This window comes from Micromonospora sp. NBC_00860, assembly GCF_045207375.1.
Taxonomy (GTDB): domain Bacteria; phylum Actinomycetota; class Actinomycetes; order Mycobacteriales; family Micromonosporaceae; genus Micromonospora; species Micromonospora vinacea.
The window spans coordinates 6,852,914-6,865,821 of sequence record NZ_CP108825.1 but is presented as its reverse complement, the minus strand read 5'-3'; the positions used below and the strand labels follow the sequence as shown (position 1 = coordinate 6,865,821).

General features: G+C 70.7%; 16 protein-coding genes. 2 read left to right on the top strand and 14 right to left on the bottom strand.

The window, feature by feature from the left end:
• The first annotated feature begins 45 nt into the window (after nucleotides 1-45).
• Nucleotides 46-621, top strand: a complete 576-nt coding sequence (locus OH804_RS31840) for a hypothetical protein (protein ID WP_406061310.1) — start codon at nucleotides 46-48, stop codon at nucleotides 619-621.
• A gap of 192 nt (nucleotides 622-813) precedes the next feature.
• Here the strand turns inward: OH804_RS31840 and OH804_RS31835 are convergent, their stop codons facing one another.
• The 4 genes from OH804_RS31835 to OH804_RS31820 are packed head-to-tail and all read right to left on the bottom strand — an operon-like array spanning nucleotide 814 to nucleotide 4,937.
• Nucleotides 814-1,776, bottom strand: coding sequence for an aldo/keto reductase (locus tag OH804_RS31835; RefSeq protein WP_406061308.1), 963 nt, complete (start codon nucleotides 1,774-1,776; stop codon nucleotides 814-816).
• Nucleotides 1,777-1,813: 37 nt separating this feature from the next.
• A complete protein-coding gene (locus OH804_RS31830; protein WP_406061306.1) occupies nucleotides 1,814-2,614 on the bottom strand; it encodes a nucleotidyltransferase domain-containing protein in 801 nt (266 codons plus the stop codon).
• The gene (locus tag OH804_RS31825; RefSeq protein ID WP_406061304.1) at nucleotides 2,611-4,290 is read right to left on the bottom strand and encodes an ABC-F family ATP-binding cassette domain-containing protein; all 1,680 of its coding nucleotides are present in this window, start codon (nucleotides 4,288-4,290) and stop codon (nucleotides 2,611-2,613) included. The genes OH804_RS31830 and OH804_RS31825 overlap by 4 nt, the downstream gene beginning before the upstream one ends.
• A gap of 41 nt (nucleotides 4,291-4,331) precedes the next feature.
• Nucleotides 4,332-4,937, bottom strand: coding sequence for a class I SAM-dependent methyltransferase (locus tag OH804_RS31820; protein ID WP_196919803.1), 606 nt, complete (start codon nucleotides 4,935-4,937; stop codon nucleotides 4,332-4,334).
• 102 nt (nucleotides 4,938-5,039) lie between these two features.
• On the opposite strand from OH804_RS31820, the gene OH804_RS31815 reads away from it, so the two are divergent.
• A complete protein-coding gene (locus OH804_RS31815) occupies nucleotides 5,040-6,155 on the top strand; it encodes a hypothetical protein (protein WP_231392414.1) in 1,116 nt (371 codons plus the stop codon).
• 13 nt (nucleotides 6,156-6,168) lie between these two features.
• On the opposite strand, the gene truA is transcribed toward OH804_RS31815, so the two are convergent.
• The 10 genes from truA to map form a co-directional block, all read right to left on the bottom strand.
• Nucleotides 6,169-6,999 carry a tRNA pseudouridine(38-40) synthase TruA gene (gene truA / locus OH804_RS31810; protein WP_196919805.1) on the bottom strand — a complete coding sequence of 277 codons (831 nt, stop codon included), beginning with the start codon at nucleotides 6,997-6,999 and terminating at the stop codon, nucleotides 6,169-6,171.
• Nucleotides 7,000-7,067: 68 nt separating this feature from the next.
• On the bottom strand, nucleotides 7,068-7,625 hold the full coding sequence (gene rplQ / locus OH804_RS31805; protein ID WP_196919806.1) for a 50S ribosomal protein L17: 558 nt from the start codon (nucleotides 7,623-7,625) through the stop codon (nucleotides 7,068-7,070).
• 34 nt (nucleotides 7,626-7,659) lie between these two features.
• A complete protein-coding gene (locus OH804_RS31800) occupies nucleotides 7,660-8,682 on the bottom strand; it encodes a DNA-directed RNA polymerase subunit alpha (RefSeq protein ID WP_007465227.1) in 1,023 nt (340 codons plus the stop codon).
• A 98-nt stretch (nucleotides 8,683-8,780) separates the two neighbouring features.
• Entirely contained in the window at nucleotides 8,781-9,407 is a 627-nt protein-coding gene (rpsD, locus tag OH804_RS31795) for a 30S ribosomal protein S4 (protein WP_030489600.1), read from the bottom strand.
• Nucleotides 9,408-9,420: 13 nt separating this feature from the next.
• Nucleotides 9,421-9,828: a 30S ribosomal protein S11 gene (gene rpsK / locus OH804_RS31790; protein WP_030329919.1), complete on the bottom strand. Its 408-nt coding sequence runs from the start codon at nucleotides 9,826-9,828 to the stop codon at nucleotides 9,421-9,423.
• 89 nt (nucleotides 9,829-9,917) lie between these two features.
• Nucleotides 9,918-10,298, bottom strand: a complete 381-nt coding sequence (gene rpsM, locus OH804_RS31785) for a 30S ribosomal protein S13 (protein WP_030329917.1) — start codon at nucleotides 10,296-10,298, stop codon at nucleotides 9,918-9,920.
• Between the two features lie 266 nt (nucleotides 10,299-10,564).
• Entirely contained in the window at nucleotides 10,565-10,678 is a 114-nt protein-coding gene (rpmJ, locus tag OH804_RS31780; RefSeq protein ID WP_043965539.1) for a 50S ribosomal protein L36, read from the bottom strand.
• 91 nt (nucleotides 10,679-10,769) lie between these two features.
• Nucleotides 10,770-10,991 carry a translation initiation factor IF-1 gene (gene infA / locus OH804_RS31775; RefSeq protein ID WP_007073013.1) on the bottom strand — a complete coding sequence of 74 codons (222 nt, stop codon included), beginning with the start codon at nucleotides 10,989-10,991 and terminating at the stop codon, nucleotides 10,770-10,772.
• 312 nt (nucleotides 10,992-11,303) lie between these two features.
• Complete coding sequence (locus OH804_RS31770; protein ID WP_406066752.1) at nucleotides 11,304-11,855, bottom strand: DUF1707 domain-containing protein; 552 nt, start codon at nucleotides 11,853-11,855, stop codon at nucleotides 11,304-11,306.
• Nucleotides 11,856-11,980: 125 nt separating this feature from the next.
• Nucleotides 11,981-12,832, bottom strand: coding sequence for a type I methionyl aminopeptidase (gene map / locus OH804_RS31765; RefSeq protein ID WP_196919807.1), 852 nt, complete (start codon nucleotides 12,830-12,832; stop codon nucleotides 11,981-11,983).
• Nucleotides 12,833-12,908 lie beyond the last annotated feature (76 nt).

Below are 12,908 nucleotides of genomic sequence, written 5' to 3'. Positions count from 1 at the left end.
CGGCGTCGGGGAGGGGCCTCCCTCATCGGTAGGGAGGAGATGTCCGTGACGGGTATCCGCAAGGTGTTGGCCGCCGTGTTCGCCGGACTGGCCCTGGCCCTGTCCGCCGCCGCCCCGGCGGCGGCTCAGGCCGCTCAGGCCGCCCCGGCGGCGCAGGCCGCTCAGGCCGCCCCGGCGGCGAAGGCCGACAAGCTCAAACTCACGGTGGCCGGTGACGGGGCTCAGGGCGTCACCATCCAGGCCACCCACGCCGATGGCCGCCGGCTGGAGCAGGTGGTGCGGTTGGTCCTCACCGCCACCGGCCCGGACGGGCAGCGGGTCGGGCCGGTGCAGCTCGAACCGCAGCCCGAGGGGCACGGTTTCTACAGCAGCGGCCCGGTGCTTTCCACCGGCATGTGGAAGGTGTCGGTGAACTCCCCCGCTCCACTTCAGAGCAAGGCCACCGCCACGGTGCAGGCGAAGGCGGCGCAGTCACCGCCAGCGCCCGCGCCGGTCGCGGTGACCAAGCCAGCGGACGGCGGGGCGGGCACCGGTTGGTGGCCGTTCGCGGCGGCGGGTCTCGTGCTCGTCGCCGCCGCGATGGGGGTGGCCATGCTGTTCGGCCGCCGCCGCACCGACTGACCAAACGGCATTCAACGACCGGGCCGGGCCGCGACGAGCGGCCCGGCCCGGCGTCGTTCGATCGGCTGGTGATCGACTCGGCATCCTTGAAGTCGGGGCTTCCCGGACCGCAGGTCACCCCGACTTCAAGGAACGCGAGTGGATCATGCGTGGCGCACGACGCAGCGCACGCCCGCGCACGCCTCGCCGCGCTCAGAGGACAGCGCGCAGTGCCGCCAGGTCCTCGTCGCTGGGCTCCCAGGTGCCGGCGGCCGCGTTGGCGCGCACCTGCTCGGGCGTCGTGGCACCGGCGATCACCGAGGTCACCGCCGGCTGGGCGGCCAGACCGCCGATGGCCACCTGGAGCATCGTCAGACCCCGCTCGCCCGCGTACGCCTCGATCGCCTCGATGGTGTCCCAGTCGGCTGCGGCGAGCCGCTCCGCGTACCGGCCACCGCCGGAGAGTCGGCTGCCGGCGGGCGGCTGAGCCTCGCGCTTGTACTTGCCGGTGAGCAGACCGTTGGCGAGCGGGAAGAACGGCAGCATGCCGAGGCCGAACCGCTCGCACGCCGGGATCACCTCGGCCTCCACCGAGCGCTCCAGCAGGCTGTAGTGGTTCTGGGCGCTGATGAAGCGGGACCGACCGTTGGACGAGGCGACCCAGTCCGCGTCGGCGATCTGCCAGCCGGCGAAGTTCGAGTTGCCCAGGTAACGGACCTTTCCGTCCCGGACCAGGTCGTCCAGGGCGGCGAGGGTCTCGTCGATCGGAGTGCCCTGGTCGGGCTCATGCATCTGGTACAGGTCGATGTGGTCGGTGCCGAGCCGGCGCAGCGACGCCTCCACAGCGCGGGCGATGTAGCGCCGCGCACCCCGGGCGCCGTAGTCCGGCCCGTTGAGGCCGTTCATGTCCATGCCGAACTTGGTGGCCACCACCACGTCGTCCCGGCGTCCCTTGAGCGCCTGCCCGAGCAGTTCCTCGGAACCGCCCTGCGGCTCGCCGTAGATGTCGGCGGTGTCGAAGAGGTTGATGCCGGCGTCCAGGGCGGCGTCCACCACCGCCCGGGTGCCGTCGAGGTCGAGCTTGCGGCCGAAGTTGTTGCAGCCGATGCCGACCACTGACACCACGAGCCCGGAGTCGCCCAGCCGGCGATAGGTCATTTCAGTCACGAGATCCACCCTATGCCGGCTCGGTGCGGACCACCTCGGCGGCGGCTCAGCCGACCACCTCGGTGACCAGCTCACGGGCGGCTCCGATGGTCGCGGCCAGCTCGGCGGGGCTACGTCCGACGGCGCCGAGCAACGCCTGCGCCCGCTGGGTGAAGTTCGGCGGAGCACCGGGCAGTCGCCCTGCGGCGGCGATCATCCCCTTCTCGTTGACCAACCACCGGCCGGCTCGGGCGTGCAGCACCTGGGCGAGGACGCCGACCACCCGGAACAGGCAGCCGGCGACGTACCCGCTGTCCCCGCCGGCGGCGGCCTTGGCCGCGCCGGTCAGCAGAAACCCGGCCTCCCAGCCGCCAGCCACCAGTGCGTCGGCCAGCGCGGGCGGATACTCCCGAGTCCGGTCCCGCAGGCGGGTCAGCTGGCCGGTCGGGTCCGCCAGCACCTGGCACAACGCCACCTCGCCGGCATAGGCGGACGAGTAGAACCCGAGCGGGTGCCCGGCCTGCACCCCGACCTCGTACCGGCCGGCCCGACAGTCCGCCCAGACGCGGTGCACCCGGCCGAGGTCCCGGTAGATCCAGTCCACGGCGACCCCGCCGACCCGCAGCCAGCCACCCCCGTCGACCCAGGGGCCCCAACCACCGGGGGCGGTGAGCGCGACGTCGGTGTCGTCGGCGACCGTCGCGGCGACCGCACGCAGCGCCGGCACGTCCAGCTCACCCTGGTAGTAGAGACCCAGGTCCCAGTCGGAGTCCGGGCGTTGCTCGCCGCGTGCCCGACTACCGCCGAGCGCCACGGCGACCACCCCGCCGACGCCGCACAGCCGGTCGGGCAGGTCGGCGGGGATCACCCGACGTCCCAGACCGGCTCCGGGGTCTCCACCACCTCACTGTCGCCTCGGAACAGCACGAACCGGTCGAAGGAGCGGGTGAACCAACGGTCGTGGGTGACAGCGATCACCGTTCCCTCGAAGGCGTTCAGACCCGCTTCGAGAGCTTCCGCGCTGGCCAGGTCGAGGTTGTCGGTGGGCTCGTCGAGCAGCAACAGGGTCGCCCCGGACAGCTCCAGCAGCAGCACCAGGAACCGGGCCTGCTGCCCGCCGGAGAGCGTGCCGAAGCGCTGGTCGCCCTGCGCGGCCAGCTCGTAGCGGCTGAGCACCCCCATCGCCGCGTGCCGGTCCATCCCGGTGCGGTGCTCGTCGCCCCGCCAGAGGATCTCGACGAGCGTCTTCGACATCAGCTCCGGCCGGTCGTGCGTCTGGGAGAAGTGCCCGGGCCGGACCCGGGCACCGAGGCGGGCCACGCCGTCGTGCGTCACCGGCGCCAGCGCGCCCGCGCCGTCGACAGGCCCGTTCGCCGGGTCCGGGTCGGTGCCGCCGCGGGCCAGCAGCCGCAGGAAGTGCGACTTGCCGGTGCCGTTGGCACCGAGCACCGCCACCCTGTCGCCGTACCAGATCTCCAGGTCGAAGGGGAATGTCAGGCCGTCGAGCTCCAACTGCTCGCAGACGACCGCGCGCTTGCCGGTCCGCCCCCCGCTGAGCCGCATCCGGATGTCCTGGTCCTTCGGCGGTACGGGCGGCGGCCCGGCCTCCTCGAACTTGCGCAGCCGGGTCTGCGCGGCCTGGTAGCGCGAGGCCAACCCGTCGTTGTACGCGGCCTTCTGCTTGTACATCAGCATCAGCTCGCGCAGCTTCTGGTGCTCCTCGTCCCAGCGCCGGCGCAGCTCGTCGAGGCGGGCGTGCCGGGCCACCCGAGCCTCGTGCCAGCTGGCGAAGCCGCCGGGGTGCACCCAGGCGCTGCCACCCTCGACGGCAACCACCCGGTCGGCGCTCTGAGCCAGCAGCTCGCGGTCGTGCGAGACGTAGAGCACCGACTTCGCCGACTCGCGCAGTCGTGCCTCCAGCCAGCGTTTGCCGGGCACGTCGAGGAAGTTGTCGGGTTCGTCGAGCAGCAGCACCTCGTCCGGGCCGCGCAGCAGCAACTCCAGGGCGAAGCGCTTCTGCTGGCCGCCGGAGAGGGTACGCACCGGCCGGTCCCGTACGGCGTCCCAGGGCTGGCTGAGCACGATGGTCGCGACCGTGTCGAAGAGCACCTCGGCGTCGTACCCGCCGGCTTCGCCCCAGGCGCCGAGCGCATCGGCGTACGCCAGTTGGGCCTTGCCCGCGGCGTTGCTGAACTTGCCGTGGGCCTCGGCCGCCCGCATGGCCGCCTCGGTCTCGCCGAGTCGCCGGCCGGCGTCGCGCAGCGCCGGCGGGGCCAGCGACAACGCCAGGTCGGCGACTGTCGACTCGTCGCCGATCATGCCGATGAACTGGCGCATCACGCCCAGCCCGCCGGCCCGCGCGACGACGCCGCTGCGTACCGGCAGGTCGCCGGCGACCATCCTCAGCAGCGTCGTCTTTCCCGCGCCGTTCGGCCCGACCAGGGCGACCTTGCTGCCCTCACCGACTCGGAACGACACGTCGGCGAAGAGTTCCCGACCGTCGGGCAGGATGTGCCCGACCGCTGCCACGTCCACGTATCCCACGCCGGGATCCTGCCCCAGTGAGGGTCGGGGGGTACATCCAATTACCGGGTGACGCGCAGCACCCGGAAGCCCTTTTGGCTGGCGTACCGCTCGACCTGCCAGCTCTGCTCGGTGAGCCAGCGTTGCAGCGAGTCGCCGCCGAGGTGCCGGGCGACGACCAACCACCCGACGCCGTCCGGGGCGAGTCGGGGCAGCCAGCGCAGCAGCAGGTCGTGCAGCCCGTCCTTGCCGATCCGGATGGGTGGGTTCGACCAGAGCTGGGTGAAGCGGACGCCGTCCGGAACGTCGTCCGGCGCGCTGACCCGGACCCGGTCGGCGGCGCCGATCCGGGCCGCGTTGGCGGCGGTCAGCTCGCGGGCGCGGGCGTTGACGTCGACGGCCCAGATGGTGCTGGCGGGCGCGAGGTCGGCCAGCACGCAGCTGATCGGCCCGAATCCGCAGCCGAGGTCGAGCAGGTCGCCTGTGGTGTCGGCGGCGGGCAGCTCGGCCTTTCGCAGCAGCACCGCGGTGCCCGGGTCGAGCCGGCTGGCGGAGAAGACCCCGCCGGCCGAGGTGAGCCGGTAGTCGCGGTCGGCGACGGAGAACTCGACCTCGCGCGTCGGGGCGTCGCTGGTGGGCTGAGCGGTGAAGTAGTGGTCGCCGGTCACCTGGCAATTCTCGCACCGGTCCGGGGCGGACCTGACACGGCCCACACGCACATTTCCCCGATATTACCCCCTAAAGGGACAATGGCTCCTACTCTGGGCGACATGGTGTATCGGTACGAGTCCGATGAGGACGCTTTCGAGGAGTACCCGGAGCCCGGGTCCGACCTGTCGGTGCTCGGCGCCGGTCCGCCCCCGCCGGCCGGGCCGTCTCCGTCGCGCTTCCCCACGCCGTCGCTGCCCCGGCCGAACCAGCTCTCGCTGCCCTCGTCGCAGCCCGCGCCGACTCGTGCCGCAGTACCGCAGCCCGCGCCGAATCGTGCCGATGCGCCGCAGCCACTGCCGACGCGTGCCGACATCCCGCCCGCCCCGCCCCGCAGCCAGATCTACACCTCGGCGACACCGGTGGAGCCGTCCGCCCGGCGCGGCGGCGGCCGACTGTGGCAGGTACTGATCGGCGGCGCAGCCGTCCTCGTGCTGCTCGCCCTCTGCGGCCTCGGTGCCGCCGCGCTGCTCATGGACCGCAACGAGCAGCCGCAGAGCAACCCGACCTACCAGCCGAACGCCGCCGCACCGACGTCGGCAACGCCGGAACGGCTGGCCCTCGACTCCCGGGACACCGACCAGGCCCCGCTCACCGCCAAGGAACTCTTCCCCGGCAAGGAGCTGAAGCTCACCGATGGCCAACCGAGCTACCAGGTGCTCAAGACGCAGTCCAGCGGCAGTTGTGCCGTCGCCGCCACCGACGAGGTCGCCGACCTGCTGGTCCGGCTCGGCTGCAACCAGGTCGTCCGGGCCACGCTGAGCACGCCCGACGGCAACCACCTGGTCACCGCCGGCCTGTTCAACCTCACCGACAAGGTCAGCGCGGAACGAGCCCGCGACCGACTCCGGCAACTGCTCGACGAACGGCAGGGCCGATTCCGTGGCCTCACCGGCGACGAGGGCGACGACACCGACACCGACGTCCTGACCAGCGCCCCGGCCCGGGTCGGTTGGCAGGTCCGTGGCCACTACCTGGCCTACGCGCTGGTGGTCCGCAAGGACGGGGCGGCGATCAAGGCGGGTGACGCCAAGGTCCGCGAAATCCTGTTCGACATGATCGAGCTGCACCTCAGCCGGGGCGTGCTGCAGAGCCGCGCGGACGGTGGCACCGCCGGACAACCGACGGCGGCCCCGACCGGCAGCAACGCGAACCAGGGTGGCCTGCCGGGCGACTGACCCGCAGGCGCGGTCAACCCTCGATCGGGACCCGCAACCGGCGGGTGAGCGTGGCGCGGTGGGCGTACTCGGCCGGATCGGCCGGGTAGCCGACGGCGACCAGCGTCAGCCCGTGCGCGGGGGCCACCGTCACCTCGCTGGACCGCTCGCGCCGGGTGAGTAGAGTGCCCGGCCACTCGACCGGGCGGCGGCCGTCCCCGGCCACCAGCATGGCCCCCACCAGGCTGCGCACCATCGCCTGGCAGAACGCGTCGGCCTGCACGGTGGCGACCAGGATGCCGTCCGGGTCGCGACGCCAGTCCAGCCGGGTCACCTCGCGCAGCGTGGTCGCGTGCTCCTTGCGCCGGCAGTACGCGGCGAAGTCGTGCTCCCCCACCAGCCCGGTCGCTGCGGCGTTCAGCGCGGCCAGGTCCAACGGCTTCGGCCAGGCCAGCACCTCGTGCCGGCGCAGCGGCTCGGTGCCGAAGGGCGCATCGGTGACCCGGTACTCGTAGCGTCGGAAGGTTGCCGAGAACCGGGCGTCGAAGTCGGCCGGCACCTCGGTCATCGCCCGTACGCGCACGTCGGTGGGGAGCAGCCGGGCCAGCCGACGCAGCAGCCGTCCCTCATGCTGCCGCCACACGTCCACCGGCAGGTCCAGGTGGCACACCTGCCCCGTGGCGTGCACCCCCGCGTCGGTCCGTCCGGCCACCGTCAGCCCGGTGGCCGTACCAACGCCGAGGACCAGGTCCAGGGTCTCGACGAGCACCCCCGCGACGGTGCGCCGGGTCGGCTGGGGTGCCCAGCCGGAAAAGTCGGTGCCGTCGTACGAGACGTCCAGCCGCAGCCGGATCCGCTCGTCCACCTCGTACCTCCTGTTACGGGTCGGGCCCGGCACCCCCGATGGGGTGCCGGGCCCGATAATGCCCTTGATCAGGCCTTGTTCTCGGTGGCCTCGTCGCTGTCCTCGCGGGCGGCGGCGGTGTCACCGGACGCCGACACCGGCGCCTCGGAATCCTGGTCGGCCGGAGCCGACTTCGGGGCCTCGTCGGCCGGGGCGAGCGCCTCGACCTTGTCCTGCTGCGCGGCCTTGCGGGCGGCGGTCTTCTTGTTCACCTTCGGCTCGGCGACCTGAAGCTCCTCCACCAGCTCGATGATGGCCATCGGCGCGTTGTCACCCTTGCGCGGACCGGTCTTCACGATCCGGGTGTAACCGCCGGGGCGGTTGGAGTACCGGGGCGCGATCTGGTCGAACAGGGCGTAGACGACGTCCTTGTCCTTGACGACACCCAGCACCCGACGCCGCGAGGCGAGGTCACCGCGCTTGGCCTTGGTGATGAGCTGCTCGGCCAGCGGGCGCAGCCGCCGGGCCTTCGTCTCGGTGGTCTGGATCTTGCCGTGCTGGAACAGCGCGGTCGCCAGGTTGGCGAGCATCAGCCGCTCGTGCGAGGGGCTGCCGCCGAGGCGGGGGCCCTTGGTGGGCGTGGGCATTTTTGGTGCTCCTCAGTTGTGGCGGCAGCGCGGACTAGAGCTGCTCGGTCTCGCGGTAGTCGTCGGTGTCGTAGTCGGCCTCGCCGAAGGTGTCCACGACGTGCGCCGGGTCGAAGTTCGGAGCCGAGTCCTTCAGCCCGAGACCCATCCCGGCGAGCTTCATCTTGACCTCGTCGATCGACTTCTGACCGAAGTTGCGAATGTCGAGGAGGTCGGCCTCGGTACGCCCGATGAGCTCACCAACGGAGTTGATGCCCTCGCGCTTGAGGCAGTTGTAGGAGCGGACGGTGAGGTCCAGCTCCTCGATCGGCAGGGCAAGGTCCGCCGCCAGCTGGGCGTCCTGCGGGGACGGCCCGATGTCGATGCCCTCGGCGGTCTCGTCCAGCTCCCGGGCGAGCCCGAACAGCTCCACCAGCGTCGAACCGGCGGAGGCCAGCGCGGTACGCGGACCCATCGACGGCTTGGTCTCGACGTCGATGATCAGCCGGTCGAAGTCGGTGCGCTGCTCGACACGGGTCGCCTCGACGCGGTAGGTCACCTTCAGCACCGGCGAGTAGATCGAGTCGACCGGGATCCGGCCGATCTCCGCGCCGGACTGCTTGTTCTGCGCCGCCGTCACGTAGCCCCGGCCCCGCTCGACGGTCAGCTCCATGTCGAGCCGGCCCTTGCCGTTCAGGGTGGCGAGCTTGAGATCCGGGTTGTGCACCGAGACGCCGGCCGGCGGCTGGATGTCGCCCGCGGTCACGTCGCCCGGGCCCTGCTTACGCAGGTACATGCTGACCGGCTCGTCGTGCTCGGAGCTGACGCACAGCTCCTTGATGTTCATGACGAGCTCGACCACGTCCTCCTTGACACCGGGGATCGTGGTGAACTCGTGCAGCACACCGTCGATCTTGATCGAGGTGACGGCCGCGCCCGGGATCGACGACAGCAGCGTACGCCGCAGCGAGTTGCCCAGGGTGTAGCCGAAGCCCGGCTCCAGCGGCTCGATGGCGAACCGCGACCGGGTCTCGTTGATCGACTCCTCGGAGAGGGAGGGTCGCTGGCTGATGAGCATCTTTTCTCTTCTCTTCCGGGGCGCCCGCTATTTGACGCCCACGACACAAACTGTTCCGGTGGCCCGCCCCGAGGGGCGGGCCACCGAACGAGCTCGGACTACTTGGAGTAGAGCTCGACGATCAACTGCTCCTGGACCTGCGTGTCGATGACCTGCCGGGCCGGGAGGGAGTGCACGAGCACCTTCATCTGGCTCGGGATGGCCTCAAGCCACGCCGGAACCGTCTTCGAGCCGGCCTGAGCCTGCGCGACGATGAACGGGGTGAGCTCCTTGCTCTTGCCCCGAACCTCGATGATGTCGTGCTCCTTGACGCGGTACGACGGGATGTCGACCTTCTTGCCGTTCACCGTGAAGTGACCGTGCTTGACCAGCTGGCGGGCCATGTCCCGCGAGTGGGCGTAGCCGGCCCGGTAAACGACGTTGTCCAGCCGCGACTCGAGGATCTGCAGGAGGACCTCACCGGTCTTGGCCTGCTTGCCAACGGCTTCCTCGTAGTAACCGCGGAACTGCTTCTCCAGCACGCCGTAGACACGACGGGCCTTCTGCTTCTCACGGAGCTGGAGCAGGTACTCCGTCTCCTTGGTACGGCCGCGGCCGTGCTGCCCGGGCGGGAACGGCCGGGACTCGAACGGGCACTTCGGCCCATCGCACTTGCTGCCCTTGAGGAACAGCTTCATCTTCTCCCGCCGGCAACGGCGGCAGTCTGCACCGGTGTAACGAGCCATCTCTCTCTACCTCTCAGACCCGGCGACGCTTCGGCGGACGGCACCCGTTGTGCGGCTGCGGGGTGACGTCGGCGATCTGCCCGACCTCGAGGCCCACTGCCTGCAGCGAACGGATGGCGGTCTCCCGGCCGGAGCCGGGGCCCTTGACGAACACGTCGACCTTGCGCATGCCGTGCTCCATGGCGCGACGCGCGGCAGCCTCGGCGGCCAGCTGCGCGGCGAACGGAGTCGACTTGCGGGAGCCCTTGAAGCCGACCTGGCCGGCGGAGGCCCAGGAGATGACCGCACCGGTCGGGTCCGTGATGGACACGATGGTGTTGTTGAACGTGCTCTTGATGTGCGCCTGCCCGTGGGCGACGTTCTTGCGTTCCTTGCGCCGGACCTTCTTTACAGCGGCTCCGGCACGAGCCTTCGGTGGCATAAGTCTGTGCGCTCCTAGTTGACTTTCCGGATCGGGCCGGGCGGGCCGGTCTTCCTGGACCCGACATCGACCCGAATTCCGGTCAAAATCTACTTCTTGCCGGGCTTCTTCTTGCCGGCGACGGTCCGCTTCGGGCCCTTGCGGGTCCGTGCATTGGTCTTGGTCCGCTGGCCACGCACGGGCAGGCCCCGGCGGTGCCGGATGCCGGCGTAGCAGCCGATCTCAACCTTGCGGCGGATGTCAGCGGCGACCTCGCGGCGCAGGTCGCCTTCAACCTTGTAGTTGCCCTCGATGTGGTCGCGGAGCTGCACGAGCTCCTCGTCCGTGAGGTCCCGAGCGCGCTTGTCCGGCGAGATGCCGGTGGCGGCGAGTGTCTCCAGGGCGCGGGTGCGACCGACCCCGAAGATGTAGGTGAGCGCGATCTCCAACCGCTTTTCGCGGGGGAGATCCACGCCGACTAGACGTGCCATGTGCGGGCGTACTCCTCGTGATGTGTGGCGGAGGTGTGGACCCGTCCCACCCCGCTACCGGCCGTCCCGTCCTTCCGACGCGGTGAGCGCCGGCGACCGGGATCGGTCGCTGCCCGAGCGGGCCCCGGCCTCCGACCGGGGGTCAGCCACGCAGAGGTACGTCTGGCGTACCGCTCGCGGCTGGGACGAGCATGTGTGATGTGTGTGTCGCTGGGGATCTGCCCGGACCAACGCCACCCGGCCGTGTTCCGGCCGGACGGGCTGAGTCAGCCCTGGCGCTGCTTGTGGCGCGGGTCGCTGCAGATGACCATGACCCGGCCGTGCCGGCGGATAACCCGGCACTTGTTGCAGATCCTCTTGACGCTCGGCTTGACCTTCACGGTTGCCTTACTTCCCATCTGGCCCGGGGACGCGCTCTGCGCGACACCGGACGTCGAAGACGGACACGGGACTTCCCGGCCGTCGTCAGGACTACTTGTAGCGGTAGACGATGCGCCCGCGGGTCAGGTCGTACGGCGAGAGTTCGACGACGACCCGGTCCTCCGGAAGGATGCGGATGTAGTGCTGCCGCATCTTGCCGCTGATGTGAGCCAACACCTTGTGGCCGTTCGCGAGCTCCACCCGGAACATGGCGTTCGGCAGGGGCTCGATGACCCGACCCTCGATCTCAATGGCTCCGTCTTTTTTCGGCATGTCCTCCGCTGTCCTGACGTCGATTGCTCCGGGCGGCCCACAACGTCTTACACGGAAATCTGATCAGAATCAGAAGCCCGCGCCAGCCGCGGCTCCAGCTCCCACCGAAGCGCAGGGTGGGCATGCCGGAGTGGACGCTGTGCGCCGATCTGAAAGTGTACGCCGGCCTGCACTCCCCCGCCAAACCGACCACCCACCAACCCGCGCGGCGCCCTCACAACCCCGCCCCCAGCGCGGTTGATCATGAAGTTATCGTCAGGACACGCCGGCATCGGTGGCAATGACTTCATGATCAACGAGGTGAGGGTGGGGTCAGGGGGTTGGTGGGGCGTCGTCCGGTTTGATGGCGCGTTTGGCCTGCTTGCGCTCTCGGCGGCGTTGGCGCTTGATGGCCTGGCGCTGGGGCTCCTTGGCGGCCATGCCGGAGACCGTGCGGACCACCAGCACCGCGCCCCACGGCCCCGCCACCCAGGCCGGCCAGAAGTAGAGCAGATCCTGGCTGAGCAGCGACGTCACCGCCCAAATGGTCACCACGATGGCGATCACCCGCAGGTACGGGAACCACACGTCGGCCAACCAGCGGGCCGTGACACCGCTGCTGGAGGCCGGGCCGAGCTGGTCACCCAGCAGGCTCACCGTCGGCCCGGCGGTCGGCGCCAGGCCCGACCGCTGCGCCGGCGTCACCGGCGGCAGGTCGGTGAGTAGGGCCTTCAGGTCGGCGTACGTGCGTGCCGCGTAGGCCCGCTGCAACCGCTCGTCGTACTCATGCAGATCCAGTCGGCCCTCGTCGAGGGCGACCCGCAACCGGTCGGCCACCGCCGCACGGTCCGAGTCCGCGGCTCGCATCCCGTCGCGCCCGTCCATGCCGGCAAGCATGCCACCGCCGCGCCAGTCCCGCCCTACCTCGAACATCGGTCGATCATGAAGTTGTTGCCGGCCTCGCCGGCGTGTCAGCGCAACAACTTCATGATCAACGGGTGGGGCGGGGGTCAGGGGGTCTTTGTCGCTGCGGGCTGGCGTGCCGTTACCAGGTCGCCCAGGCGGGCTCGGCCGCCGTCGAAGGCGGTGAGCACCCACACGCCGTCCGGCAGCAGCGCCATCGAGTGCTCGACGTGCGCAGCCACCGAGCCGTCCCGGGTGACGACAGTCCACCCGTCGGCCAACTCGGCCGTACGCGGGGACGCCATCGTGATCATCGGCTCGATGGCCAGCGCCATTCCCGGGACCAGCCGCGGGCCCTTGCCCGGTCGACCGTGGTTGAGCACGTGCGGGTCCTGGTGCATCTCGGTGCCGATGCCGTGGCCGCCGTAGCCGTCGACGATGCCGTACCGGCCGCCCTTGCGGACAGCGGTCTCCACTGCGTGCGAGATGTCGGTGAGGCGGCCCTTGCCGCTGGCCGCGCCACGCGCGGCGGCGGCGATGCCGGCCCACATCGCGTCCTCGGCGACCTCGGCCATCTTCAGCAGCGCCGGGTCGACGTCACCGACCCCGACCGTGATCGCGGAGTCGCCGTGCCACCCGTCCAGCACCGCGCCGCAGTCGATGGAGATCAGGTCACCGGCCTGGAGCACCTGCTTCGGCGACGGGATGGCGTGCACGACCTGCTCGTTGACCGAGGAGCAGATCGACGCCGGAAAACCGTGGTAACCCTTGAACGACGGAACGGCACCCGCCTCGCGGATGGTCGCCTCGGCGATGGCGTCCAGATCGGCGGTGCTCACACCGGGGGCGACAGCCTCCCGCATCCGGCGCAGCGCCTCGGCCACCACCAACCCGGCGGCCCGCATCTTCTCGATCTGGTCAGGGGTCTTCAGCTGGATGTCCAGCTGGGGACGACGCATGGAGCGGTTACCTTTCGTTGCCGAACAGCGGGGCACATAACGCGTACCCCGCTGTTCGCACTCTATCCGCCGTGGC

What these genes read in the sequence shown, in the direction of transcription:
- OH804_RS31815 (WP_231392414.1), top strand. Translation starts at nt 5,040, where the DNA reads ATGGTGTATCGGTACGAGTCCGATGAGGACGCTTTCGAGGAGTACCCG.
- rplQ (WP_196919806.1), bottom strand. Translation starts at nt 7,625, where the DNA reads ATGCCCACGCCCACCAAGGGCCCCCGCCTCGGCGGCAGCCCCTCGCAC.
- OH804_RS31800 (WP_007465227.1), bottom strand. Translation starts at nt 8,682, where the DNA reads ATGCTCATCAGCCAGCGACCCTCCCTCTCCGAGGAGTCGATCAACGAG.
- rpsD (WP_030489600.1), bottom strand. Translation starts at nt 9,407, where the DNA reads ATGGCTCGTTACACCGGTGCAGACTGCCGCCGTTGCCGGCGGGAGAAG.
- rpsK (WP_030329919.1), bottom strand. Translation starts at nt 9,828, where the DNA reads ATGCCACCGAAGGCTCGTGCCGGAGCCGCTGTAAAGAAGGTCCGGCGC.
- rpsM (WP_030329917.1), bottom strand. Translation starts at nt 10,298, where the DNA reads ATGGCACGTCTAGTCGGCGTGGATCTCCCCCGCGAAAAGCGGTTGGAG.
- infA (WP_007073013.1), bottom strand. Translation starts at nt 10,991, where the DNA reads ATGCCGAAAAAAGACGGAGCCATTGAGATCGAGGGTCGGGTCATCGAG.
- OH804_RS31770 (WP_406066752.1), bottom strand. Translation starts at nt 11,855, where the DNA reads ATGGACGGGCGCGACGGGATGCGAGCCGCGGACTCGGACCGTGCGGCG.
- map (WP_196919807.1), bottom strand. Translation starts at nt 12,832, where the DNA reads ATGCGTCGTCCCCAGCTGGACATCCAGCTGAAGACCCCTGACCAGATC.